At 70.7% G+C, this 23,727-nt stretch carries 18 protein-coding genes, 1 tRNA gene and 1 pseudogene; 13 read left to right on the plus strand and 7 right to left on the minus strand.

The window, feature by feature from the left end:
• The first annotated feature begins 14 nt into the window (after nt 1-14).
• The gene (locus OG395_RS39830) at nt 15-224 is read left to right on the plus strand and encodes a hypothetical protein (RefSeq protein ID WP_327247266.1); all 210 of its coding nucleotides are present in this window, start codon (nt 15-17) and stop codon (nt 222-224) included.
• Between the two features lie 364 nt (nt 225-588).
• Here OG395_RS39830 and OG395_RS39835 read toward each other — a convergent pair whose 3' ends face one another.
• On the minus strand, nt 589-3,474 hold the full coding sequence (locus OG395_RS39835; RefSeq protein ID WP_327247267.1) for a glycoside hydrolase family 2 TIM barrel-domain containing protein: 2,886 nt from the start codon (nt 3,472-3,474) through the stop codon (nt 589-591).
• 467 nt (nt 3,475-3,941) lie between these two features.
• Between OG395_RS39835 and OG395_RS39840 the strand changes: the two genes are divergently transcribed.
• The 3 genes and pseudogenes from OG395_RS39840 to OG395_RS39850 form a co-directional block, all read left to right on the plus strand.
• Complete coding sequence (locus OG395_RS39840) at nt 3,942-4,586, plus strand: GAP family protein (RefSeq protein WP_327247268.1); 645 nt, start codon at nt 3,942-3,944, stop codon at nt 4,584-4,586.
• Between the two features lie 363 nt (nt 4,587-4,949).
• The gene (locus tag OG395_RS39845) at nt 4,950-5,756 is read left to right on the plus strand and encodes an SDR family oxidoreductase (RefSeq protein ID WP_327249607.1); all 807 of its coding nucleotides are present in this window, start codon (nt 4,950-4,952) and stop codon (nt 5,754-5,756) included.
• A 282-nt stretch (nt 5,757-6,038) separates the two neighbouring features.
• Nucleotides 6,039-6,401 (plus strand): annotated as a pseudogene (locus OG395_RS39850) (cytochrome ubiquinol oxidase subunit I); the annotation flags it as partial.
• Between the two features lie 217 nt (nt 6,402-6,618).
• Here the strand turns inward: OG395_RS39850 and OG395_RS39855 are convergent.
• The gene (locus tag OG395_RS39855) at nt 6,619-8,442 is read right to left on the minus strand and encodes a glycoside hydrolase family 15 protein (protein ID WP_327247269.1); all 1,824 of its coding nucleotides are present in this window, start codon (nt 8,440-8,442) and stop codon (nt 6,619-6,621) included.
• 346 nt (nt 8,443-8,788) lie between these two features.
• Between OG395_RS39855 and OG395_RS39860 the strand changes: the two genes are divergently transcribed.
• Together OG395_RS39860 and OG395_RS39865 are read left to right on the plus strand one after the other, a co-directional pair.
• The gene (locus tag OG395_RS39860; protein WP_327247270.1) at nt 8,789-9,709 is read left to right on the plus strand and encodes an aldose 1-epimerase family protein; all 921 of its coding nucleotides are present in this window, start codon (nt 8,789-8,791) and stop codon (nt 9,707-9,709) included.
• Nucleotides 9,710-9,835: 126 nt separating this feature from the next.
• On the plus strand, nt 9,836-11,629 hold the full coding sequence (locus tag OG395_RS39865) for a cation:proton antiporter (protein ID WP_327247271.1): 1,794 nt from the start codon (nt 9,836-9,838) through the stop codon (nt 11,627-11,629).
• An 88-nt stretch (nt 11,630-11,717) separates the two neighbouring features.
• Here OG395_RS39865 and OG395_RS39870 read toward each other — a convergent pair.
• Nucleotides 11,718-11,805: transfer RNA gene (locus tag OG395_RS39870), tRNA-Leu, on the minus strand.
• Nucleotides 11,806-11,988: 183 nt separating this feature from the next.
• Here OG395_RS39870 and OG395_RS39875 point away from each other — a divergent pair.
• The 3 genes from OG395_RS39875 (at nt 11,989) to OG395_RS39885 (ending at nt 14,719) form a co-directional block, all read left to right on the plus strand.
• Nucleotides 11,989-13,314, plus strand: a complete 1,326-nt coding sequence (locus OG395_RS39875; RefSeq protein ID WP_327247272.1) for a M20/M25/M40 family metallo-hydrolase — start codon at nt 11,989-11,991, stop codon at nt 13,312-13,314.
• 152 nt (nt 13,315-13,466) lie between these two features.
• Nucleotides 13,467-13,700 carry a chaplin ChpH gene (gene chpH / locus OG395_RS39880; RefSeq protein ID WP_266987568.1) on the plus strand — a complete coding sequence of 78 codons (234 nt, stop codon included), beginning with the start codon at nt 13,467-13,469 and terminating at the stop codon, nt 13,698-13,700.
• A gap of 137 nt (nt 13,701-13,837) precedes the next feature.
• Nucleotides 13,838-14,719, plus strand: coding sequence for a chaplin (locus OG395_RS39885; RefSeq protein WP_327247273.1), 882 nt, complete (start codon nt 13,838-13,840; stop codon nt 14,717-14,719).
• 70 nt (nt 14,720-14,789) lie between these two features.
• Here the strand turns inward: OG395_RS39885 and OG395_RS39890 are convergent, their stop codons facing one another.
• On the minus strand, nt 14,790-14,978 hold the full coding sequence (locus tag OG395_RS39890) for a DUF5703 family protein (protein WP_030918345.1): 189 nt from the start codon (nt 14,976-14,978) through the stop codon (nt 14,790-14,792).
• Between the two features lie 47 nt (nt 14,979-15,025).
• On the opposite strand from OG395_RS39890, the gene OG395_RS39895 reads away from it, so the two are divergent.
• Both OG395_RS39895 and OG395_RS39900 read left to right on the plus strand, forming a co-directional pair.
• Complete coding sequence (locus OG395_RS39895; protein WP_327247274.1) at nt 15,026-15,685, plus strand: hypothetical protein; 660 nt, start codon at nt 15,026-15,028, stop codon at nt 15,683-15,685.
• 244 nt (nt 15,686-15,929) lie between these two features.
• Nucleotides 15,930-17,069: an IS630 family transposase gene (locus tag OG395_RS39900; RefSeq protein WP_327247275.1), complete on the plus strand. Its 1,140-nt coding sequence runs from the start codon at nt 15,930-15,932 to the stop codon at nt 17,067-17,069.
• Between the two features lie 13 nt (nt 17,070-17,082).
• Here OG395_RS39900 and OG395_RS39905 read toward each other — a convergent pair whose 3' ends face one another.
• Nucleotides 17,083-19,317: an ATP-dependent DNA helicase gene (locus OG395_RS39905; protein ID WP_327247276.1), complete on the minus strand. Its 2,235-nt coding sequence runs from the start codon at nt 19,315-19,317 to the stop codon at nt 17,083-17,085.
• Nucleotides 19,314-20,297 (minus strand): aldo/keto reductase, encoded by a 984-nt coding sequence (locus OG395_RS39910; RefSeq protein ID WP_327247277.1) that lies wholly within the window; start codon nt 20,295-20,297, stop codon nt 19,314-19,316. The genes OG395_RS39905 and OG395_RS39910 overlap by 4 nt, the downstream gene beginning before the upstream one ends.
• Nucleotides 20,298-20,437: 140 nt before the next feature.
• Here OG395_RS39910 and OG395_RS39915 point away from each other — a divergent pair, with 140 nt between their 5' ends.
• Both OG395_RS39915 and OG395_RS39920 read left to right on the plus strand, forming a co-directional pair.
• The gene (locus OG395_RS39915; protein ID WP_327247278.1) at nt 20,438-21,487 is read left to right on the plus strand and encodes an LLM class F420-dependent oxidoreductase; all 1,050 of its coding nucleotides are present in this window, start codon (nt 20,438-20,440) and stop codon (nt 21,485-21,487) included.
• 196 nt (nt 21,488-21,683) lie between these two features.
• A complete protein-coding gene (locus tag OG395_RS39920) occupies nt 21,684-22,472 on the plus strand; it encodes a ferritin-like domain-containing protein (protein ID WP_327247279.1) in 789 nt (262 codons plus the stop codon).
• A gap of 215 nt (nt 22,473-22,687) precedes the next feature.
• On the opposite strand, the gene corA is transcribed toward OG395_RS39920, so the two are convergent.
• Nucleotides 22,688-23,683, minus strand: a complete 996-nt coding sequence (gene corA, locus OG395_RS39925; RefSeq protein ID WP_327247280.1) for a magnesium/cobalt transporter CorA — start codon at nt 23,681-23,683, stop codon at nt 22,688-22,690.
• Nucleotides 23,684-23,727 lie beyond the last annotated feature (44 nt).

Below are 23,727 nucleotides of genomic sequence, written 5' to 3' on the forward strand. Positions count from 1 at the left end.
CGGCCGGTGCGTCGGTGCCCGGCGCGCGGCAGCTGCTGATGGTGCTGGTGGTCATGGTGCCGGTCATCCTGTCACAGCGTCGGCGCAGCTCACCGGCGGTGTCAGACCGGCGGCAGCGTCACCTTCTCGGGGCCGCACCCGACGCGTTCGGCCTCCGCGGCGACACAGCCGGGCAGCAGCGCACGGGTGAGATCCGGGCCCTTCGGATCGGGTACGCAGCGTGAGCCCGACGACGAAGACCACCTGACCGGTCCGGCACATCGTCCGGTGGACGGCCCGGGCGCCGTCGAGCGATCCGTACCCCTTGGAGCCCCTGACGGGGAGACCGGACCGGAGTGCGTCCCGCGAGAAGATCTCGGAGAGCGCGGGATCCACCACGGTCGTCATCCGTACCGCGGCGTCGTCGAGCCCCGGACCCGCATCGCGGACCCGGGCGGCCCCTGCGCCGCCGGCAGGCTCTCAGGTCCTCGCGGTACCGCGCGGGCAGGCTGAGCCCCTCGACGCCGCAGAAGGCCATGGCGGAGGTGGCCTTCGAGACCGGAGCCGGTTCCCGGTCCGGCGGCCACCGGACCGGGAACCAGCCGTACCTCACCCCACGGGCGAGAACACGAACGAGAACTCCGTCTCGGCCGCGTCGAGGCGGTACTCCGGCAGCACGCCCGGCCCGCACGACTGCGACCCGATGCCCTGCAGTGCGTGATCCAGGTGGACCCAGACGGTCTCCCCGGCCACCAGATCCGGCCCGTGCCCCGCAGTGTCCAGCTGCTCGCTCGTCCACCGCCGTGCGGAGAACCAGAACGGCGCGCCGCCCTCGGCCCGTACCCCGGCACCGTCGCCGTCCGTCAGCTCCGCCCAGCGGACATCGGCCCGGGCGCCGTTCTCCTGCGGCCGGACGTACGGGGTCTGCATCGCGTCGACGGACATCTCCCACCGCCCGACCATCGAGGCGGCCCGGGTGTCCGGGTACGCCTCACCGGGCCCGCCGCCGAACCATCGCGCCCCGCCGTACGCGGCAGGGAGCCCGAACCGGATCCCCAGCCGGGGCAGCGGCACCCGCCACTCGCCCTCGGGCGCCACGGACACGGTGAGCCCGAGCCGTTCCCCGTCGGCGGTCCACCGGTACTCCGTACGCAGCCCCGTATCCACCCCGGCGGGCGCCACCCATGTCCGTACGGTCAGCGAGTCCTCGCCCACCTCCACGGCGTCGATCCGGTGGCGCATCCGGCGCAGCCCCAACTCCCGCCATCGCAGCCCGTACCGCTCGTCCGGCTGCCAGGCCGCACCGTTGTCGTTGTCGGTGGGCGCCCGCCACACATCGAGCCGCAGCGCCTGAACCGGTACGTCCCCGAGTCGGACCAACGCCCCGGTCGCCGCATCGAAGACGCCGCCCCCGAGGACGATCACGCCGTCAGCCGCCTCCGGTCGCGAGCCCACCGCGGCCGCAGCCGGAACCACCGCCCCGACGGCCGGCTGCCCCCAAGCCACCACATGCCCGCGCCCGGCCCACGTGGCGTCCTCGGCGAGCACCGCCCGCACGGTCCACACGCCCTCGCCGCCCTCGGGGAGTGCCACCTCCGTGTGTGCTCCGGGCGCCAGGCCGGGCACGATGAGCGGGCCCGATGCGCGGAGCTGCCCGTCCACCTCGTGCGACCAGACGAACTCCAGGTGGCCGAGGTTCGCGAAGTCGTACCCATTGACGATCCGGACGGTTCCCGCCGATGTCCCGGCCTCGATCCGTACCGGCTCGATGACCTTCTTGTACTCGATCAGCCCGGGGGAGGGCGTGCGGTCGGGGAAGAGCAGTCCGTCGCAGACGAAGTTGCCGTCGTGCAGCTCCTCGCCGAAGTCCCCGCCGTAGGCGAAGCCGTGCTCGGAGTGGGCGATTCCGTGGTCGATCCACTCCCAGACGAACCCGCCCTGGCAGCGCTCGTACTGCTCGAAGAGCCGCTGGTACTCGCTCAGTCCGCCGGGACCGTTGCCCATCGCGTGTCCGTACTCGCACATGATGAACGGCATCGCGCGCCGCCGGGCGTCCAGCGCCGGGTCGCCCCACGGGTCCTCGGCCCGCTTCCCGATCAGCTCGACCTCGGCGTGGGTCGGATACATCCGCGAGTACAGGTCGACGTCCTTGCAGGAGAGATCGCCCTCGTAGTGCACCAGCCGGTCCGGATCCCGGTCCTTGACCCACTCGGCCATCGCCGTGAGCCCGCGCCCCGCCCCGCACTCGTTGCCGAGCGACCAGATGATCACCGAGGCGTGGTTCTTGTCGCGCTCCACCATGCGCGCGGCCCGGTCGAGCAGTGCCGGGGTCCACCGTTCGTCGTCGACCGGGTTGTTGCGCCACTCCAGGTCGACAAAGCCATGTGTCTCCAGATCGCACTCGTCGATCACCCAGAGCCCGAGCTCGTCGCAGAGATCCAGGAACGCCGGGTGCGGCGGGTAGTGGCTCGTCCGTACGGCATTGATGTTGTGCCGCTTCATCAGAACCAGATCGCGCCGCATCGTGTGTGCGTCCACGGTCCGCCCGGTCTCCGGGTGGAACTCGTGCCGGTTCACCCCGCGGAAGAGCACCCGCCGGCCGTTGACCTTGACGACCCCGTCCTCGACGGCGACGGTACGGAATCCGATCCGCAGCGGTATCCGCTCACCGGCCGTCACCAGCTCACCGTCGTAGAGCCGGGGCGTCTCGGCGGTCCACGGTTCGACCGGCACGGTCACCGCCTCATCCATTGCGACATCGACCCCCAGCCCGGGCACCAGGACCCGCCCCTCGGCGCCGGCGCACTCCACCCGCAGCGTCCCGGTCCCGGCGCGGTGGTCGTAGCCGGCATGCACGAAGAAGTCCCGGGGCGCGCCGTCCGGCCGGTGCAGCAGCGTGACGTCCCGGAAGATCCCCGGCAGCCACCACTGGTCCTGGTCCTCCAGATAGCTTCCGGACGACCACTGGTGCACCCGTACGGCCAGTACGTTGCCCTCGGCCCGCACGACCCCGCCGACCGCGAACTCGTGCGGCAGTCGGGACCCCTTGAAATCCCCCAGCTCCTCGCCGTTGAGCCAGACCCGGGCGGCGGACTCCACCCCGTCGAACCGCAGCACACACTCGCCGCCCTCCGGCCACCCGGCCGGCAGATCGAAGGTCAGCAGATGGTCCCCGGTCGGATTCTCGGTCGGCGCCAGCGGCGGATCGACCGGGAAGGGGTAGACGACATTCGTGTACGCGGGAGCTCCGCCGGCTCCCTGCAGCACCCAGTGTCCGGGCACCGCGACCGTTCCCCAGCCGGACGCGTCGAACCCGGACTGCGCGAACGAGGCGTCCTCGGCGGAAGCGGTCGGCGAGAGCCGGAACCGCCAATCCCCGTTCAACGACATCCGCCCGGCGTCCGACGCCGCGTACCAGGACCGGGGCGGCAGCCCGCCCGATCCGGGGGACACGTCCATGTACCAGGGAAGGGGGTGCGTATGCGTACGGCTCATGATTCTCCCTGCTCGGCAACGCCGGGTTCGCTGCAGGACGTTAACCATGAATGAACCGTTTCAACAAGGGTGCGGAGGGGCCGGCGCCGGATGACTTCGGCGACCGAGTCCCTGCGAGGGCGCACGGGCTCCTGTGCGGCGTACCGGCGCCGGCCCTCGGCTGCGCCGGCAGTCGTGCGGAACCCGCCGAAACACATTCGGCCCATCGGCGCCGTGGCCGGCTTGACGCGGTGATGCCCGGCCAACACAGTCGAGATGAGGTGCGATCGACGTCCCCACCACGACCCGCGTCCGCGCGGTCCGACCCCCGGCCGTCGGCCGTCGGCAGACACTACGGGAAGGGGCAGCGATGGCCGAGAACCGGAGCGAGACGCGGTCTCTGCCGTCCGGCGGGCCCGAGACCCCTGGCCTCGGAAAGCCGTACGGACACGGGCCCTGGGACGGGACCGGCTACGCGGCCGGCAGCGATGGTCGTTGACCTCGTCCTCATCGGCACGGCCATCACGCTCGGGCCCATTCACAACAGCGCCTTCATCCTGCTGCTCTCCGCCGACAGAGGTGTACGAAAGGGGCTGGCGTTCATCCTGTCGTGGCTCGGCAGCCTCGTGCTGGTGATCGCTGCCGTGATCCTTCTGACCGGCGGCACGCCCCCGGCGCGCCAGAGTGTTCCGTCGACGGCGGCGCTCGCGGCCAAGCTGGCCCTGGGCATGGGGCTCGTCGCGTACGGCGAACACAAGCGGCGCAGTCCGCCTCGCCCCCGTCGCTCACCCAAGTGGATGGTGGGACTGGACCGCGCGTCCGGATGGGCGGCGGCCGGACTGGCTGTCCTGCTGCAGCCCTGGGCCATGGTCGGTGCCGGAGCCGCCACGGCAGTGAGGGCGGATCTCTCCTCGGTGGCGTCCACGCTGGCCCTCACGGGGTTCTGTGTGCTGGCCACGTCCAGCCTGCTGGTGATGGAGCTGTACGCCACCTTTTCGCCCGTTTCGGCAGGGGCAAAGCTACGAGGGTTGCTCAGCTGGCTCGACAGCCATCAGGACCAGGCGATCGTGTCGCTGTCACTTCTGCTGGGGCTGTGGCTGGTCACCAACAGCATCTACCAGCTCGTCACGTGAGGGCGGCGGGCCCGGGCCGACCGCCGCCGCCACCGTGCGGGCCGGAGCGCCGGGACCGGTCGCGGCGTCACTGGCCCGGTCGCGTGAGATTCCCTTCCCACCGCGAGCGTTCCGCGCGCCGGTCCGGCCCGCCCGCCGCGTTCGGTGATCCCCTCCTTTGGAGGTGTGGCGCGAAGCGGCTCACTTTCCGACCCCCCTCTGCTCCCGAGAGACCGGCGCGGCGGCACCGGGTCGCCCTTCCTCCAAGCGACTGCCGGGCCCCCGACGGCCCGCCCGGCGGCGTTGTCTGCCGACCGACGGGCCGCACGGAGTGCCGAAGGAGAAGCCGTGGTGGCAGGAAGTACCGGTGAGGCGCGGGGCGCCATGTCCGCACGACTCGTGGCGGGGCAGAAAGCGCTGGTGACCGGGGCGAATTCGGGCATCGGAAAGGCGACCGCGATCGCGCTCGGACGGGCCGGCGCGGATGTCGTGGTCAACTACGTGGTCGGCGCGGACGAGGCCGAGAAGGTCGTGGACGAGATCAAGGGCTTCGGGGTCCGCGCCTACGCCCACCAGGCCGACGTGTCGCAGGAGGACCAGGTCGTCGACATGGTCGCCCGCATGGTCCAGGAGCTCGGCACCATCGACATCATGGTGGCCAACGCAGGCCTCCAACGGGATGCGCCGACGGTGGACATGACCCTCGCCCAGTGGCAGAAGGTCATCGACGTCAATCTCACCGGCCAGTTCCTCTGCGCGCGTGAGGCCACCAAGGAGTTCGTGCGGCGCGGTGTCGTCCCGGAGGTCTCCCGGGCGGCCGGGAAGATCATTTGTATGAGCTCGGTCCACCAGATCGTCCCCTGGGCGGGCCATGTCAACTACGCCTCCTCCAAGGGCGGCGTGGGCATGCTGATGCAGACCCTTGCCCAGGAGCTGGCACCGCAGCGGATCCGGGTGAACGCCATCGCACCCGGCGCCATCCGCACCCCCATCAACAAGGACGCCTGGAACACCCCGGAGGCGGAGGCCGACCTCCTGCGGCTGATCCCGTACCGGCGGGTCGGAGATCCGGACGACATCGCCAACGCCGTCGTCGCGGTGGCGTCCGACCTCCTCGACTACGTCGTGGGCGCCACGCTCTACGTCGACGGGGGGATGACGCTCTTCCCCGGCTTCGCCACCGGGGGCTGATCCCGCGGTGGCACGCCGGGCAGCGCCCTGGCGGGGCTTCGCCGCTCCGTGCTGCTGCCCGGGGGATGCGGAGGGCGCGGGGCGCCGTATATCCGTGCTCGGCCCGGCCCTCGGCGACCGCATGGCAGAAGCGACAGCCGGCGTTGCCGTGCGTACGTCCGCGGAGTGCCGACCCCGGCCGGTCCCCATGCCGCCTCCTGCCGCAGCCACGGGCCGCCATCGCCGGAACCCGGGCGGATCGCGACCATCACACCACGCCCCGGCCCTGGCTGCGCCCATGCCATGAACACCCCGCAGGGATTTACCCTCGACGCCGCGGGAAGACCGGTCGATGTCAATGTGCGGCAGGCCGTCTTCACGCCGGTGTTCGGCCCCGAGTACTGGCACTTCGCGGTGGCCATGTTCCTGACCGCCGGTTACGTGGTCGCGGGCGTCTACGCGGTCGGCCGGCTGCGAGGGCGCCGGGACCGCTACCACCGGCTCGGCTTCACAGTGCCGTTCACGGTCGCCGCGATCCTCACCCCGATCCAGTTCGTGCTGGGTGACTCCATCGCCCGCTCCGTCTTCCACAAGCAGCCGATCAAATTCGCCGCGACCGAGATCGTCTGGAAGACCGACACCCACGTACCGGAGTACATCTTCGGCTGGGGCGTGATGTCGTCCAGGGCGCCGCGGTCGGCACCCCGGCCGTCCGGTCTTCGCACGCGCGCATAGAGACCGGCGAACTCGGCGGCGCTCACCGGGGACGGTGCTGTGGGGCGCGGCTGTGCCGCCATGGGCCGTGATCCTCCCGGTGAGCCACCCCGGCGGCTGCCCGGGCGGGTGCGGTGTCCCGGCTGCTGTCGGGGAAGCGTCGGCAGGGTCAGCGACCTTCCTCCTCGTCGAGCGCCTCATCGAGCGTGATGGCGGCCATGATCAGGGACAGGTGGGTGAACGCCTGCGGGAAGTTGCCCAGTTGCTCCCCGCTCGGGCCGATCTCCTCGGCGAAGAGCCCGACGTGGTTGGCGTAGGTCTGCATCTTCTCGAAGGCGTACCGGGCCTGGGCGAGCCGGCCCGCGCGGGCCAGTGCGTCGACGTACAGGAACGTGCAGAGACTGAAGGTGCCTTCGCAGCCGCGCAGCCCGTCGGGCGAGGCCGCCGGGTCGTAGCGGTAGACGAGGCTGTCGGAGACGAGTACGCGGTCCATGGCGTCGAGCGTGGACAGCCAGGACGGGTCCCTGGGGGACACGAACTCGACCCTTGGCATCAGCAGCAGCGAGGCGTCCAGCACATCGCCGCCGTACTGCTGGACGAAGGCCTTCTCCGAATTGCTCCAGCCGCGTTCCATGATCTGTTCGAAGATGGCGTCCCTCGCTCTCGTCCACCTGGCCGTGTCGGCGGGCTTGCGGAAGAAGTCCGCCAGGCGGAGGCCGTGGTCGAAGGCGACCCAGGACATCATCCGGCTGTACGTGAAGTCCTTGCGTCCGCCACGGGTCTCCCAGATGCCCTCGTCCGGTCGGTCCCAGGTGTCGGCGAGCCAGTCGAGCGTCCTGGTGAGGGCCTTCCACCCCGCGTACGTGGCCTGTCGGCCGATCCCACGCCCCTGGGACAGCGCGTAGAGGGCTTCGCCGTAGATGTCCAACTGCAACTGGTCGGCGGCGGCGTTGCCCACACGGACGGGGTACGAGCCCTGGTATCCCTCGAGATGTGCCAGGATCTCCTCGGGCAGATTCGGGTCGCCGTCCACCCGGTACATGGTCTGCAGTGGCTCTCCGGCGGTGCCCTCGCGGTCATGCAGGCGTGCGACGAGCCAGTGGACGAACGCGGTGGCTTCCTCGACGAAGCCGAGATCCAGCAGGGCACGGACGGACAGGGAACCGTCACGCACCCAGGCGTACCGGTAGTCCCAGTTGCGTTCCCCGCCGACCTGTTCCGGCAGCCCCATCGTCGCTGCCGCGATCATCGCCCCGGTGGGGGCGTAGATGAGCAGCTTCAGAGTGATGGCCGAACGGTGGACGAGTTCGGGCCACCGGCCGCGGTATCGCGAGCCGCGCAGCCACGTCTTCCAGAAGTGGATGACGTCCCAGCTCTGTGCGGTGATGCCGTCGACCGTCGGGGGCGGAGGAGCCTCCCCGCCAGGGGCGCAGACGGTGAACACGGCGCTGCCGGCCTCGCCGGCGTTCAGCGTCACCGTACCCCGCACATCCCGGCCGTCGCGCTCCAACGGGAAAGTGCTCTGCAGGTGGGCGCTGATGCCGGGGGCCCGGAACAGGGCACCTTCGGGGCCGAGGTCGAGCTCGTGCTCGGCACGGCCGTAGTGGAATCGCGGCCGGCACGCGAGTTCGAAACTGACGGTTCCCCGCACGACCCGCACCACTCGGACCAGGGTGTGCCGGTCGGTGGCGACACCCGCCAGGTCGGGAGGCATGTAGTCGATCACCTCGCCCACCCCGTCCGGCGACATGAACCGGGTCACCAGAACAGCTGTGTCCGGGTAGTACAGCTGCTTGCTGCTTCCGTCGGGTTGGTCCGGCGCCAGCTCGAAGTGTCCGCCGTGCTCGCTGTCGAGCAGGGCACCGAAGATGCTGGGCGAGTCGAAGCGGGGGGCGGCGAACCAGTCGATCACGCCGCGCGACGAAACGAGCGCGGCGGTCTGCAGATCACCGACGAGCCCGTGGTCTGCGATCGGCGGATAGCGGTCGTCCATGGTGGCTCCGGGGGTGTGGAAAGCCCCCCACCCCACTATCCGGCAGAACGGATCTCCGCGCCTGGGCTGAAGGAGGGAGGCGGACGGCCCCTCCGCCTGCCGGTGTCACGGCATAATCGCTCGCCCGCACTCCGGCCCCTGCGCAGGCGGGGCCGGACGAGCCTTTCTGCCCGCAGGCATGCCCCTGCCGGGCGAACCTGCCGCCGCAGTCAAGCGGGACACACGTGTCCTGCTTGACTCGGCAGATCGCTGTCCGCACGCTCCCGGCAGGCGGCCGACGGACCGGGCCGCCCCCGGCCCGGACTTGCGGGCCGTCCGCCCCACGGGCAGGCCGAGGAGGCCACGCGTGCACGAGAGCCTTACCGGACGGCAGGTGACTCTCCGCCATCGCGACCACGACGTCGTCGTCGTCGAACTCGGTGCGGCCCTCCGCTACTACGCCGTCGGCGGGCGGCCGGTACTCCAGGGATTCGCGCCGGACGACCGGATCACCGGCGGACGCGGTCAGATCCTCGTGCCGTGGCCCAACCGGATCGCGGACGGGCGCTACCGCTGGGACGGCCGGGACCACCAACTGCCGTTGACCGAGCCGGAGAACGGCAACGCCATCCACGGCCTGCTCCGCTGGACATCGTGGCGGGTCGTCGAGGCGCAGGACGACCGCGCGGTGCTCGACACGCCCCTGTGGCCCCAGCCCGGCTATCCCTTCCACCTCCGGGTCCGTGCCGAGTACACCCTCGGCGACGGCGGCCTCGGCGTGGCCGTGACCGCACGCAACGCCGGCACGGGCGCCGCACCCTACGGAGTCGGCCAGCACCCCTATTTCGTGGTCGGCACCGGAATCGTGGACGATGCGCTGCTGACCGTGCCGGCGCGGACACGGCTGCGCACCGACGACCGGGGACTTCCGGTCGCTGCCGAACCGGTTGCGGGCACGCCCTACGACTTCCGCGCACCACGAGCCCTCGGCACCCAGCGGCTGGACACACCGTTCGGCGGGCTCGACCGGGACGCGCACGGGCGCGCCGCGGTGCGCCTGACCCATTCCTCCGGCGCATGGGGCACGGACGTATGGCTCGGCGAGGGCGTCGAACACGTCCAGCTCTACACCGGGGACACCCTGCCCGAGAGCGAGCGGCGCCGCGCTGTCGCCATCGAGCCGATGTCGTGCCCGCCGGACGCGTTCCGTAGCGGTACGGGACTTGTCGCTCTGGGGCCCGGTGAGGAGCACACACTCCGGAGGGGGATCACCCCGTGGCAGGAATGACGGCTGGGCCGTGATGCCCGGCCGGACCACCGTCGGTCCGACGGCCACGCGCGAACCGGTGCGGCCGGCCGTATTCGTCCCGCTGCCGTCCTGTCGTCGGCCGGTCCGCTCGCGAGGGAGTTCTTCATGACGACGAATCAGGTCTTCATCGGTGCGGGACTCACCCTGGTGCTCGCCGTCGGTTCGCAGATCCTGGCCGGCCGGCTGCGCATCCCGGCGCTCGTCGTGCTGCTGCCGGTCGGGTTCACCGCCGGGGCGCTGGTGGACGACCTGGATCCGCAGCGCCTGCTGGGCCCGGCGTTCTCGTCGCTGGTGTCGCTCGCCGTCGCGGTGATCCTCTACGACGCGGGCCTCGGGCTCGATCTCGGGAAGCTGAAGGGCCATACCCGCGTCGTCGTCGTCCGGCTGATCTGGATCGGCGTCCTGGTCAGCTGGGTGCTCGGCACGCTGGTCGCCATTTTGCTGCTGGGCATGGACCGGCGGGCGGCCGTCATGCTGGGGGCGATCCTCGTGGTCTCCGGGCCGACCGTGGTCGGTCCGCTGCTCGGCTTCGTCCGGCCGAAGCAACGGCTGCAGCACATCCTGGTCTGGGAGGGCTCGCTCATCGACCCGGTCGGCGGCATCCTGGGAGCGCTCGTCTTCCACCTCGTCGAAGCGAGCGGAGGCCGTCATGCCGGGGTCGGCGTGGTGAAGTTCCTCGGCAGCGTCGGCGTCGGACTGGCGGGAGGCGTCGTCGGAGCCGCGCTGCTGTGGGTGCTGCTCCGTGTGCTCCGGCTCGGCGAGGTCCTCGGTACGACGGCCCAGCTCGCCGCGGTGATCGCGGTGGCCGCCTTCTGCGATGTGGTCCGTGAGGACACCGGACTCATCGCTGCCGTGGTGATGGGACTGGCAGTCGCCAACCTTCCACGCTTCGACGTCCCGGCACGCCGGCCCTTCTTCGAGACCCTGGTCAGCCTGATCCTCGGGCTGCTCTTCATTTCGATCTCGGCCACCGTCACCCCGCAGTCGCTGCGCCATGTGGTCCTGCCCGCGCTGGGCCTGGCCGTTGTGCTGGTGATCGTGGTCAGACCCCTGGTGGCGGTCCTGTCGACGCTCGGCACGGACCTGTCACGGGGCGAGCGGGGTTTCATCGGCTGGATGGCTCCCCGTGGGATCGTCGCGGCGGCGACCGCCTCGACCTTCTCCGCCGCCCTGGTGGCGAGGGGAATCGGCGGCGCTTCGAAGATTCTCCCGGCCACGTTCGTCGTCATCGTGGCCACGGTGACGCTGTACGGGCTGACGGCGTCGGCCGTCGCCCGGCGGCTGGGCGTCGTGCGGTCGGCCCGCTCACGCCCGCTCCTGGTCGGCGGTGAGCAGTGGGTGGTGGATCTCGGGCTGGCACTGAGATCGGCGGGGCTTCCGGTACTGATGTGGGCCGGGCTGGAGCAGCAGCGTGAGCGCATCGGACAGGCCGGACTCGACCTCGCCCAGGGGGAACTGCTGGCCGCCGCCACCGGTGAGGGGGCCGAGCTGGAGGGCATCACGGCGGTGTTCCTCCTGACCGCCGAGGACGACTTCAATGCGCTGGCGGCCACGATCCTGCGCGGCAGCGTCGAGGGATCCGTCCATCGCGTCGGTGCTCCGCGCGAGAGCCTCGGCGTGGTCGCCCCGTTCATCGGCGGCGAGGTCCTGTTCGGCACGGAACTGACCGGGGCGGTGCTGACCCGGAGGTACGAGGACGGGGCGTCCATCGTGACCAGGCCCGCGGACCAGGCCGCGCCGGCCGACTGGGACACGCTGTTCCTCGTCCGGGGCGACGGCCGGCTCGATCCGGTCACCGAGGGGAACCGCCCGCTGCCCGGGCCGGGCGACTTCGCCGTCCTCCTGGCTCCCGCCTCCGGCGGGCGCCCGGCCGCGCCTTCCGCTCCGGCCGGGGTGTGACGCCGCCGGGCCCCGCACGAAAAAGCGGATGCGGGCCGAGATGATCCTCGACCCGCATCCGCTTCGTCTCCTGCGAAGGGAGACCTTCTGGTGTCCGAGGGGGGACTTGAACCCCCACGCCCGATAAAGGGCACTAGCACCTCAAGCTAGCGCGTCTGCCATTCCGCCACCCGGACAAGGTGTCTGTCTCGCGGGCCGTGCCCGTTCCGACGTGGAAAACAATAGCAAACAATCGGGGGTGCTCGATCACGCCACCGGCCCTGTGAACGGCGCGTGACGGGGGACGGGCGCCCTTGGGTGTGCGGGCCGGGCGCGGGAGGATGTGGGGGAGCACCAGGGTGACAGTGGAAGGAAGCAGCGTGAGCGAGACGAACAAGGCCGGCGGCCTGTCCGGCGAGGACGAGGTCGTGGACCTCTGCCGTGAGCTGATCCGGATCGACACCAGCAACTACGGAGACCACTCGGGCCCGGGTGAGCGGGCGGCCGCCGAGTACGTCGCGGAGAAGCTCGCCGAGGTCGGGCTGGAACCGAAGATCTTCGAATCCCACAAGGGTCGTGCATCGACCGTTGCCCGGATCGAGGGCGAGGACCCGTCCAGGCCCGCGCTCCTCATCCACGGGCACACCGACGTCGTGCCGGCCAATGCCCAGGACTGGACGTACGACCCGTTCTCGGGTGAGGTCGCGGACGGCTGCGTGTGGGGGCGCGGCGCCGTCGACATGAAGGACATGGACGCGATGACCCTCGCGGTCGTCCGCGACCGGATGCGCAGTGGCCGCAAGCCCCCGCGCGACATCGTGCTGGCCTTCCTCGCCGACGAGGAGGCCGGTGGCACGTACGGTGCGCGGTATCTCGTCGACAAGCACCCGGATCTCTTCGACGGCGTGACCGAGGCGATCGGCGAGGTCGGCGGCTTCTCCTTCACCGTCAACGAGAAGCTGCGGCTCTATCTCGTGGAGACGGCCGAGAAGGGCATGCACTGGATGCGGCTCACCGTGGACGGCACCGCCGGGCACGGCTCGATGACCAACGGCGACAACGCGATCACCGAGCTCTGCGAGGCGGTCGGGCGGCTCGGCCGGCACAAGTGGCCGGTCAGGGTCACCAAGACCGTACGGTCCTTCCTCGACGAGCTGTCCGACGCTCTCGGCACCCCGCTCGACCCGGAGGACATGGACGCCACGCTCGCCAAGCTGGGCGGCATCGCCAAGATGATCGGCGCCACCCTCCGCAACTCGGCCGCCCCGACCATGCTGGGCGCCGGATACAAGGTGAACGTGATCCCCGGCCAGGCCGTCGCCCACGTCGACGGCCGTTTCCTGCCCGGCTTCGAGGACGAGTTCCTGGCCGACCTGGACCGGATCCTCGGCCCGCGGGTCAAGCGTGAGGACGTGCACAGCGACAAGGCGCTGGAGACCGGCTTCGACGGCTCCCTGGTCGACGCGATGCAGGTCGCGCTGAAGGCGGAGGACCCGATCGCCCGCGCCGTCCCGTACATGCTCTCCGGTGGCACGGACGCCAAGTCCTTCGCCGACCTCGGCATCCGCTGCTTCGGGTTCGCCCCGCTGAAGCTGCCGCCGGAGCTCGACTTCGCGGGCATGTTCCACGGTGTCGACGAGCGGGTGCCGGTCGACGGCCTCCAGTTCGGTGCGCGGGTACTCGACCGTTTCATCGACAACTGCTGAATTACCGCGCCGTGTTCCACGGGTAATCGTCAGCGTGTACGTACGTGACCGGAACGAGTGAAAGGGGTCATTGCCTCGTAGCCCGACCACTTATTCCTCGTTACAGGTGATGCGGTCCGCGGCTGGGACCGCATTGCCAACTAGGAGGAATAATGATCAAGAAGATCGTCGCCGCTGCGGCAGTCACCGGTGGCCTGGTGCTCGCGGGTGCGGGTATGGCCGTCGCCGACTCGGGCGCCCAGGGTGCCGCGGTCGGCAGCCCCGGTGTGATCTCGGGCAACACCATCCAGGTTCCCGTGCACGTGCCGGTGAACCTGTGCGGCAACACGGTCTCCGTGATCGGGCTGCTGAACCCCGCCTTCGGCAACTACTGCGCCAACTCCTGACGTTGTGCGTCAACCCGTAAGGGTTTGAGCCCGTCGGCCCCGGAGCGCACGCCATGCGCTCCGGGGCCGACGGGCACTCCACCCCCGCGCGGTCACGTCCGGGGGTATTCCGGAAGGTAGAAGGCAGGGAAATGCCTATGCGACAGGTCACGCGTAAGGGCCTGATGACCATGGCGGCGGCGGGCGGAGTGCTCGCGCTGAGTGGCGGATACGCACACGCCGACGCGGGAGCGGCCGGCGACACGTCGAATTCCCCGGGGGTGCTGTCGGGGAATTCGGTGAAGATTCCGGTCGACGTCCCGGTCAACGTATGCGGTAACTCCGTGAGTGTTGTCGGACTGCTCAATCCGGCGGCCGGAAATGCTTGCGGAAACGGATCGGGAAACAGTGCCTCGGGGCGGCACGGCTCGGGCGCCCAGGCGTCGGGTGCGCAGGCCTCGGGCCGCCACGCGGCGGCCGGCCGCCGCATGGGCGACCTGACCCGCGAGCACCGCGCCGGAACGGGCAAGCACCGGGCCGGAGACAACGGAAGCTTCAGCGGCGCCACGGCCGAGGGGTACGCGAACGGGTCGCCCGGCGTCCTTTCGGGCAACCACATCCAGGTCCCCGTCGACGTCCCCGTGAACGCCTGCGGGAACAGCGCCACCATCGGCGGACTGCTCAACCCCACAACCGGCAACACGTGCGAGAACGATGCCGACGTGAGCACGCCCCCGGTGGACGTTCCGGTCACCCCGGTCACCCCGGTCACCCCGTTCACCCCGGTCACCCCGTTCACCCCGTTCACCCCGGTCACCCCGGTCACCCCGGTCACCCCGGTCACGCCGGTCACCCCGCTCACGCCGCTCACCCCCGAGAAGCCCGAAGTGCCCGGACCTCGAGGCGTGCCGAACGCGCCCGAGCCCCAGCTCGCCCACACCGGAGCGGGCGGGCTCGACCTGCTGGTCCCGGCGGGCGCGGGTCTGCTGCTGGCGGGCGCGGGTACGGTGCTGTACCGCCGCTCGCGCACGGCCGCATAACAACGGGCTGCGGCGCCGGGCCGGAAGGCACGAAAACGAGCTGGCCCCGCGGATGCGGGGCCAGCTCGTCTCACCAGGTGGCGCGTAGCTGGCGAATGATCCGCCGCCGCAGCCGCACCCTGCGGCTGCCGTCACGGCGCAGCGTCAATCGGTCCAACTCCCAGTGCCCGTACTCGGCATGGTCGGTCAGCAGGCGGGCGGTTTCCTTCCGGGAGACCCCGCGCGGCACGTACACATCGACAAATTCGTATTCCGGCATCGCATCTATTGTGCGGGCAGAGGCTGTGTACGGATAGCGTCTGCACTATGTCTGATGCTGCGCAGCCCACCGCTGCCGAGGTACGCGCCGCCGCCGATGCGGTCAAAGCCGCGCTCGACCATCACCTCGCGGCGGTCGAGCACCGGTCCGGGGACGACGACCCCGCCGTCTATGAGGCGTTCAATGCACTGGCCGCTGCGGCCGAGGTCTACGACGAACTCCTCTACGACCGATACGACGAGGTCACTCCCTTCGAGATCCCCGGCGTCGACGACTCCCTGCCGCCGTACGGCGGTCCTGAGGACCCCAAGGCGCTCAGCGTGCTGATCCGCCGCGACTACGCGGTGGTGGAGCCGCCCCGGCTGCTCGCCCAGGCGCAGCGGATCGCCAATCCGGACCCGGACGGCCGCGTCAACGGGACCGGCGCCGTGGTCGGCGCCAGTGTCCACGCGGCGCTCGGCGTGCTCTTCGGTGAGTACGAACCGGACGAGATCGCCTCCCGGCACCAGGAGTTCGGCCTGGAGGAAGGCGACTCCACGCTGTGGGTCTCCGCAGCGGAAGAGCTTCCCGAGCCGGGGGAGTGGCTCAGTGCCCCGTTCGACGAGGCCGACCCTCAACTGGTGGTGTGCCGCTTCGACGTCAGTTCCGTCTTCGACGAGGACGAACTCGACGAGGAGCTGGACGACCTGGCGACCGAGAGCCCCTGACCGTGTGCTGTCGGTGACAAACGGTCGTCGCCGGTGCCCCGCCCGGGGCACCGGCGACGCATCGGACGCCGCGCGGCCGCCCTTCGGGCGACGACGGCAGTCCGACGGCCGAACCCAGTGCCGCGACTGGGCAAAGCTTGCCGGGAGGGGCACTAGTAGCGTGTCGCTGCTTAGTTATGGCATGTCTGGTTGGGAGGCTGTCGTCTGGTGGGTTCCTTCCCTTTTGCCAGACAGGACTGTCGTCATGGGTTCGCAGAAGAAGCGGCCGGTCAGTTTGACCGCGCAGGATCGTGAGGATCTGGTCCGGGTGACCACGACAGGTGTTCGTGGGGCCTCGATGATCATGCGTGCGCGGGTGCTGCTTGCGCTGGACAGCTCGGCGGGCGAGGTGGACACCAAGGAGGTGATCGCGGCCCGGCTCGGCGTCTCCGGTGAGACGTTGCGGCTGGTCGCCAAGCGTTTCACCGAGACCGGTGGCGATGTGCACGCCACGATCGCGCGGAAGAAGCGCGACCTCCCACCGGTGCCCTCGCCGGTGACCGGCGAGGTCGAAGCCCGGCTGATCGCGATGGCGTGCTCACAACCACCCCAGGGCTATACCCGGTGGTCCCTGCGGCTGCTGGAGAAGCACGTCGCGCTGGTCGAGGACATCCCCGACCTGGACCACTCCACCATCGGGCGGGTCTTAAAAACGGAACTGCGTCCTCACCTGAGAAAGTGCTGGACCATCCCACCACGAGCGAACGCGGAGTTCGCGGCCCGGATGGAAGACGTGCTGGCCGTCTATGCCCGGCCCTACGATCCGGCACGTCCCGTGGTGTGCATGGACGAGAAGCCCTACCAACTCCTCGACCATGCCCGCGACCCGCTCCCGGCCCGCCCTGGTCACGACGCCTGCCAGGACAGCGAGTACATCCGCCGCGGCACGTGCTCAATCTTCGTGTGGGCCGAACCCCTGCGCGGATGGCGTCGAGTCCAGGCACTGTCCCAGCGGACCCGGATCGACTGGGCCGGCCAGGTCAAACAGTTACTGAGCGTGGACTACCCCGACGCCAAGGCCGTGGTGCTGGTGATGGACAACCTCAACACCCACGGCATCGCCTCACTGTACGAGGCATTCGAACCAGAAGAGGCCTTCGCCCTGGCCCAACGCCTCGAGATCCACCACACACCCAAGCACGGGTCATGGCTCAACATCGCCGAGATCGAACTCTCCGCGCTGACCCGGCAATGCCTCGACCGCCGGATCAGCAACCTCGACAACCTCAACACCGAACTCTCAGCCTGGCAGAACGCCACCAACACCGACCAACGTCAGGTGAACTGGCAGTTCACCACCCACGACGCACGCATCAAACTGCGCCACCTCTATCCCAAAAATTAGCTGCGACGGTCTACTAGGACGTGACCGTCTGCTGTGCCTCCAGCAGGGCGCGCAGCCGGGTCGTGCGGTCCTGGGACGGGGGCAGGGCCACCGCGCGCGGAAGCGCCTGATCCACCCCGTGCACGACGGAGAGATGCCGCTCGCCACGGCTGAACGCGGTGTACACCCAGGCCCGGCTCAGCCCCTGAGCCGCGTCACCGGGCAGCACGACGACGACCGCGGGCCAGCGCATCCCGGCCGCCTGGTGGGCGCTGAGGGCCCAGCCATGGCGCACGGACGACTCCACTCGCTCCTGCGGTACGACGACCGGCGTGCCCGCACAGTCCAGATGCAGTCCCTCGGCGTCGGCCGATACAACCGTCCCGGGCACGGTCCTGCCGGGGGTCGGGATGTGTACGACCCGGTCACCCGGGTCGAAGCCGCCGAACCGACCGGGACCGGGGTTGAGCCGCTGCTTGAGCGCCGCGTTCAGCGCGCGGGTGCCCGCCGAGCCGCCGTGCCCGACAGTGATCACCTGGGTGTCGGCCGACGGGACACCGATCGCACGCGGCACCGAGTCGGCGACCAGTTGCACGGTGCGGTGCACCGCCTCGCCGGCGTCCTGCACGGGGACGATCACCACCTCCTTGCCGGGGGCCGCCACCTGGTTCAGCTCGCCGATTCCGATCCCGGAGACCAACTCGCCGATCGGACCGGGATCCGGCGTACGGGATACGACCTGCGGGCACGCGCGGGCGGCCAGGACGTCCGCGAACACCCGCCCCGCACCCGCCGAGCCCAGCACACCTGGGTCGCCGCTGAGTACCAGCCGGGCGCCGTCGGGGAGGGACTCCACCAGAATCGCGGCGGTCTCCACGTCCAGTTGCGGGGCGTCCTGCACGACCAGCAGGTCGACGGCGATCGCCCCGTCCGCGTCCCGGCCGGGGCCCTCCGCGCCGGAGAGCAGCCCGGCGAGGGTGACGGCCGCCGACGGGTCGTCGAGCGCCTCGGCCAGCCGTCGTCTGCCGTCCACGCTGTGGGTGGCACCGAGGGCCCGCAGCCCGAGGGCGCGGGCTGCGACGATCAGCGCGGCGGGTTCCGCCCGCGCCGCGTCGCCGCCCGTGTGCGCGACCAGGCCACCGGCCGCGACCGCACGGATCAGTTCGGCCGCCGACGGGGAACCGGCGGCCGCGGCCGCCTCCGACCAGTCGGCGTCCTTCTCGCAGGCGTTGACCAGCCGGGCCAGACCGTCGGCGAGGCTCTCCTCGGCCAGCGCGTACCGGTCGAGACCGAGCAGCACCTGGGCCGGCTCCTGTCCGGCCCCGTCCGCCGCCTCGTCCCCGGGCTCTGCGTCCCTGTCCGCTTCCTGGTCGTCCGGACCGTCCTGGAAGACCAGCACGACGCCCTCGGCGACGGCGTGCTGCACGGCCGTCTCCGGGTCGGCCACCGCACGCTCGGCGAGCGCGGCACGCACCGCCGACGCGTCCAGCGCGGTGTGGCCCTGCAGTGCGGCGCGCTCCAGCAGCCAGCCGACCAGAGCCGCCGTCCGCCGCTCGTCGTCCGGACCGCACGCGGCGCCCAGCAGGGCCCTCGCGAAGCCGTCCGCCTGCTCGGGCCGGACGGTGGGTACGGCCAGCAGCTGCCACGGGTCCGCGCGCAGCACGTCGGCCGCCTGCGCGCCGAGCGTCTCCGCCGCCGGTCCCGCGAGGGTCTCGGGTGCCCCGCCCTCCGCCAGGACGGCCGTCACCGCGGCGACGGCCTCCGGAGAGGCACCCTGCGGTGCGAACACCGGCTCGGGTTCCCGGGGGCGTACCGGCGCGGGCGCGGGCGCGGTACGGCGCGGCGCGGGTGCGGGCGAGTCGAAGAACGCGGCGCCGGGCTTCTCACCGCTCTCCACGGCACGCACCGCCGCCAGCAGATCGGCCGCCTGCCCGCTCAGCTTGGCGCCCGCAGCGATCGGGCCCTCCTTCTCGGCCTTGCGCTTCTCGATCCGCTCCCGCAGCTCCCGCTGGGCGGCCAGCTCGGCCTCGGCCTCCGAGAGCACTGCGGCAGCGGGCGCCGTGTCGGCATCCGTCGCGGCCGCATCCGTCTCGTCGGCTCCCTCCGGGGCAGCCGACTGCGCTGTCCCGTCCGTCTCCTCCGCCTCGCTCTCGTCGGCCCCCACGTCCTCGGCGGACGGGGCGGGTACGGCGGCAGCGGAGCCGACGACGTCGGTGTCGTCGGCGGCGGCCGAGGGGCCGGGGGATTCCCCCCGGGGAAGCGCAGTCACAGCGTGCTCCAGTCCTGGTCGGGATAGCGGTGCACGGGCGCCGACACATCGTCGAGCGCCTGGCAGATCTCGTCAGGAAGACTAAGCGCCTCCACTGACAACGCCTCCGTGAGCTGCTGCGCGTTGCGCGCGCCGACGATCGGGGCCACCACTCCGGGACGGTCCCGCACCCAGGCGAGGGCCACCTGCAGCGCCGTCGTGGCCAGCCCGTCGGCCGCCGTCGCCACCGCGTCCACGATGCGGCTCGCCGGGTCGTCGAGATACGGTTCGACGAACGGCGCGAGCAGTTCTGAGGCGCCGCGCGAATCGGCCGGGGTGCCCGTGCGGTACTTGCCGGTCAGCACCCCGCGGCCCAGGGGCGATGACGGCAGCAGCCCCACGCCCAGATCGAGTGCGGCCGGCAGCACCTCGCGCTCCACGCCCCGCTGCAGCAGTGAGTACTCCATCTGCGTACTGGCCAGCCGGATGCGCGCCCCGGGCGAGGCAAGCTGCCAGGTCGCCGCCTTGGCAAGCTGCCAGCCGCAGAAGTTCGACACCCCCGCGTACCGTGCGCGCCCGGTGGACACCGCCAGCTCCAGCGCCTGAAGAGTCTCCTCCAGCGGAGTCACCGGGTCGAAGGCGTGGAGCTGCCACAGATCCACATAGTCCGTACCGAGCCGTTCGAGCGAGGCGTCCAGTGCCGCCAGCAGATGACCGCGCGAGCCGTCGAAGCGGCGGTACGGGTCGGCCACGCTGCCCGCCTTCGTCGCGATGACCAGATCGCGCCGCGGCACCAGACCCTCGACGAGCTGCCCCAGCAGATATTCGGCCTCCCCGCCGCCGTATACATCGGCCGTGTCGACCAGCGTGCCGCCCGCCTCCCAGAAGGCCTTCAGCTGTTCGGCAGCGTCGTGCTCGTCGGTGTCCCGGCCCCAGGTGAGGGTGCCGAGCCCGATCCGGGACACTCGAAGGCCGGTGCGGCCGAGATGCCTCTGCTCCATGGGCGCTGAGATTACTGGCCAGAGCCCCACGGGGAGGAAGCCTGTGGACAACGAGGGGTCAAGTCGCCCCTGCCGGATCCGGGTGGTGCGCGCTAGAGTCCGGACCACAGAGACGTTACTGATCAGTAAGGGGAGCGGCTATGCGGCTCGGCATCAATCTCGGTTACTGGGGCGCGGGAATGGACGGCGACAACCTCGCTGTCGCCCAGGAGGCCGACCGGCTCGGCTACGACGTCTGCTGGGCGGCCGAGGCGTACGGCTCCGACGCCCCGACCGTGCTCACCTGGGTCGCCGCCCAGACCGAGTCCATCGACGTCGGCTCCGCGATCATGCAGATCCCGGCGCGCCAGCCCGCCATGACGGCGATGACCGCCGCCACCCTCGACTCGCTCTCCGGTGGCCGGTTCCGTCTCGGTCTCGGTGTGTCGGGACCGCAGGTCTCCGAGGGATGGTACGGCGTCAAGTTCGACAAGCCGCTGGCCCGCACCCGGGAGTACGTCGAGATCGTCCGCCGGGCGATGTCCCGCGAGCGGCTCTCGTACGAGGGCGAGCACTGGACGCTCCCGCTGCCGGACGGCCCCGGCAAGCCCATCAAGCTCACCGTCCACCCGCAGCGCGAGCACATTCCGCTCTACATCGCCGCGATCGGCCCGAAGAACCTGGAGCAGACCGGTGAGATCGCCGACGGCGCGCTGCTGATCTTCCCGTCCGCCGACCATCTCGAGGACACCGCGGTGAAGCACCTGCGGGCGGGCCGCGAGAAGGCCGGGAAGACCATGGACGGCTTCGACGTCTGCCCGACGCTGCCGCTCGCCATCGGCGACGACATCAACGGACTCGCCGACATGTTCCGCCCCTACACCGCGCTGTACGTCGGCGGCATGGGCAGCCGCAAGCAGAATTTCTACAACCAGCTCGCCCAGCGCATGGGGTACGAGAAGGAAGCCGCCGAGATCCAGGACAAGTACCTGTCCGGTGACAAGACCGGCGCCGCGGCCGCCGTACCGCACCAGCTGATCGACCAGACCACGCTGCTCGGTTCGGTCGAGCGCATCGCGGAACGTATGCAGGCCTACGCCGCCGCCGGTGTCACGACGCTGACCCTTGCACCCGCCGGTTTCACACGCGAGGAGCGGATCGCCGCGCTGCGCGCCGGTACGGACGCCCTGGAGCGGTCAGGCCTGGCGTAACCGCCCGCGGGCAGCACTACGGCCGTGGTGGGGGCTCGGGGGTCCACCCCGCCACGGCCGTTACGCAGCACAACGCGCGCGACCCCCATCGGTTACGCGGCACCCGTTCGGTCCTGCCGGGCATGCCTCCTGTTGCCCACCAGCCCGTACCGCATTTGACTTTCCTTCTGCGGACACCGGTACGGAGGCACCAGCGATGCTCTCGGTAAAGAACCTGTTCCAGGAGATTCTCGACAACGACGAGTCGTTCCGGCTCTTCTGTTCGATCGCCGCAGGTGGCGAGATGCAGGGCGGCTGGGAGAACGGCCGTATCGCGGCCCTGGCCCCCGAGAGCCAGCGCGCCCTCGTTCCCAAGATCGTCCGGCACGGCGCCGACGAGGACAAGCACGGCCGGATCTTCCACGCCCTGCTGAAGAAGCGCGGGATGCGGCCGGCCGGGGTGCCTTACGAGACGGACTACACGATGCTGCTGGAGAAGCACGGCGTCGGCCTCGCCCACGAGCAGCTGAAACGCGACGAGCCGCTCTCCGAGCTCGACATCGTCACGTATCTGGCGCACAGCCGGGTCACCGAGCAGCGCGCCTCCGAGCAGATGAAAACGCTTCACAAGTATTTCGCCGACCACCCCGACGTGGGCCGCGCGGTGAAGATGATCTCGAACGACGAGGACAACCACCTGGCGTACTGCCATGAGGAGCTGCTCCGCCTCGCCCGCGCCGGACACGGCCGGACGATCCAGCGCATCCTGCGCGAGTGCGCCCTTGCCGAGATCCGGGTGTACCGCGATGTCAGCCTCGCCGTGATGGCTCACATGGGCCGCATCCTGGGCTGGCCCAGGGCCAGGGCGGCGATGCTCGCCGCGGGGATCCACGGCGTCTACGCGTACGAACGGCTCGTCGGCTGGCGGCGCATGGTCAGCCTGGAACTGCCCGAGCGGCGCGACGCGCTGGGCGGCCCGGCGGTACCGGCGCCCGAGTACGCCTGAGAGTGCCCGGCAGCAGGCAGCGCGGGTGAAGGAGCGGGGCTGGGGTGCGTGCATCGCAAGGCGGAGGATCGAGCCGACGCGAAGGGGGTCCCCCATGCCCCTTCAGGGCCATGGGGGAGTTGGTGATCGACGACAACGCCGCGAGGTGCGTGCCCCGGCCCCGCGACGCCTACTGCCGGGCACTCCGAGCCGCGCCTTCGGCGGGCAGCCTGGCCTCAGAGCCAGCCGCGGCGCTTGAACATGCGGTACAGGCCGAAGACCGCGCAGCCCATCAGCCCGATCACCGTCGGGTAGGTCCACACCCAGTGCAGCTCCGGCATGTGCTCGAAGTTCATGCCGTAGATCCCCGCCACCATCGTCGGTACGGCCGCCATGGCCGCCCACGCCGAGATCTTCCGCATGTCGTCGTTCTGCCGCAGCCCCGTCTGCGCCAGATGCGCCGAGAGGATGTCGGAGAGCAGCCGGTCCAGCCCCTCCACGTGCTCGTTGGCGCGTGTCAGATGGTCGCTCACGTCCCGGAAGAACGGCTGCGAGTGCTCATTGACGAAGGGCACAGTGGCGCCCGCCAGCCGGACCATGGGCGCGCTCAGCGGGCCGCTGGCCCGGCGGAACTCCAGCACCTGCCGCTTGAAGGTGTAGATGCGCGATGCGGTGTTCTTGGTGTCCACGGTGCTGCTCGGTGCGAACACCTCGGTCTCCAGTTCCTCCAGGTCGACCTGGAGTTCTGCGGCCACATCGATGTAGTGGTCCACGACGGCGTCGCTGACCGCGTACAGGACCGCGGTGGGGCCGTGCTTGAGCACCTCGGGATCGGCCTCCAGCCGGCGGCGCACCTCGGCGAGCGGCGCGCCCTCCCCGTGCCGGACCGTCACGACGAACGAGTCGCCTATGAAGATCATCAGCTCGTCGGTGGTGACGGTGTCGCCCTCGGGTTCGTACACCACCGGCTTGATGACCACGAAGAGGGAGTCGTCGTACACCTCCAGCTTCGGCCGCTGGTGCGCGCTCAGCGCGTCCTCCACGGCCAGTGGGTGCAGCCCGAACTCGCTGCTGACGAGGTCGAACTCCTTCTCCGTGGGCTCGTGCAGCCCGATCCAGAGAAACGCGTCCCCGGTGGCCCGTGCCTCGTCGAGGGCATCGGAGAAGTCGGCAGGTCCGTCGGTACGACGCCCATCCCGATAAATCGCGCAGTCCACAATCACGGCGCGCATTCTTCCTTGCTCCGGTCCCCGACGCACCTCCTGAGGGACATCGG

The sequence above is a fragment of the Streptomyces sp. NBC_01320 genome (assembly GCF_035974375.1).
GTDB lineage: Bacteria > Actinomycetota > Actinomycetes > Streptomycetales > Streptomycetaceae > Streptomyces > Streptomyces yanii.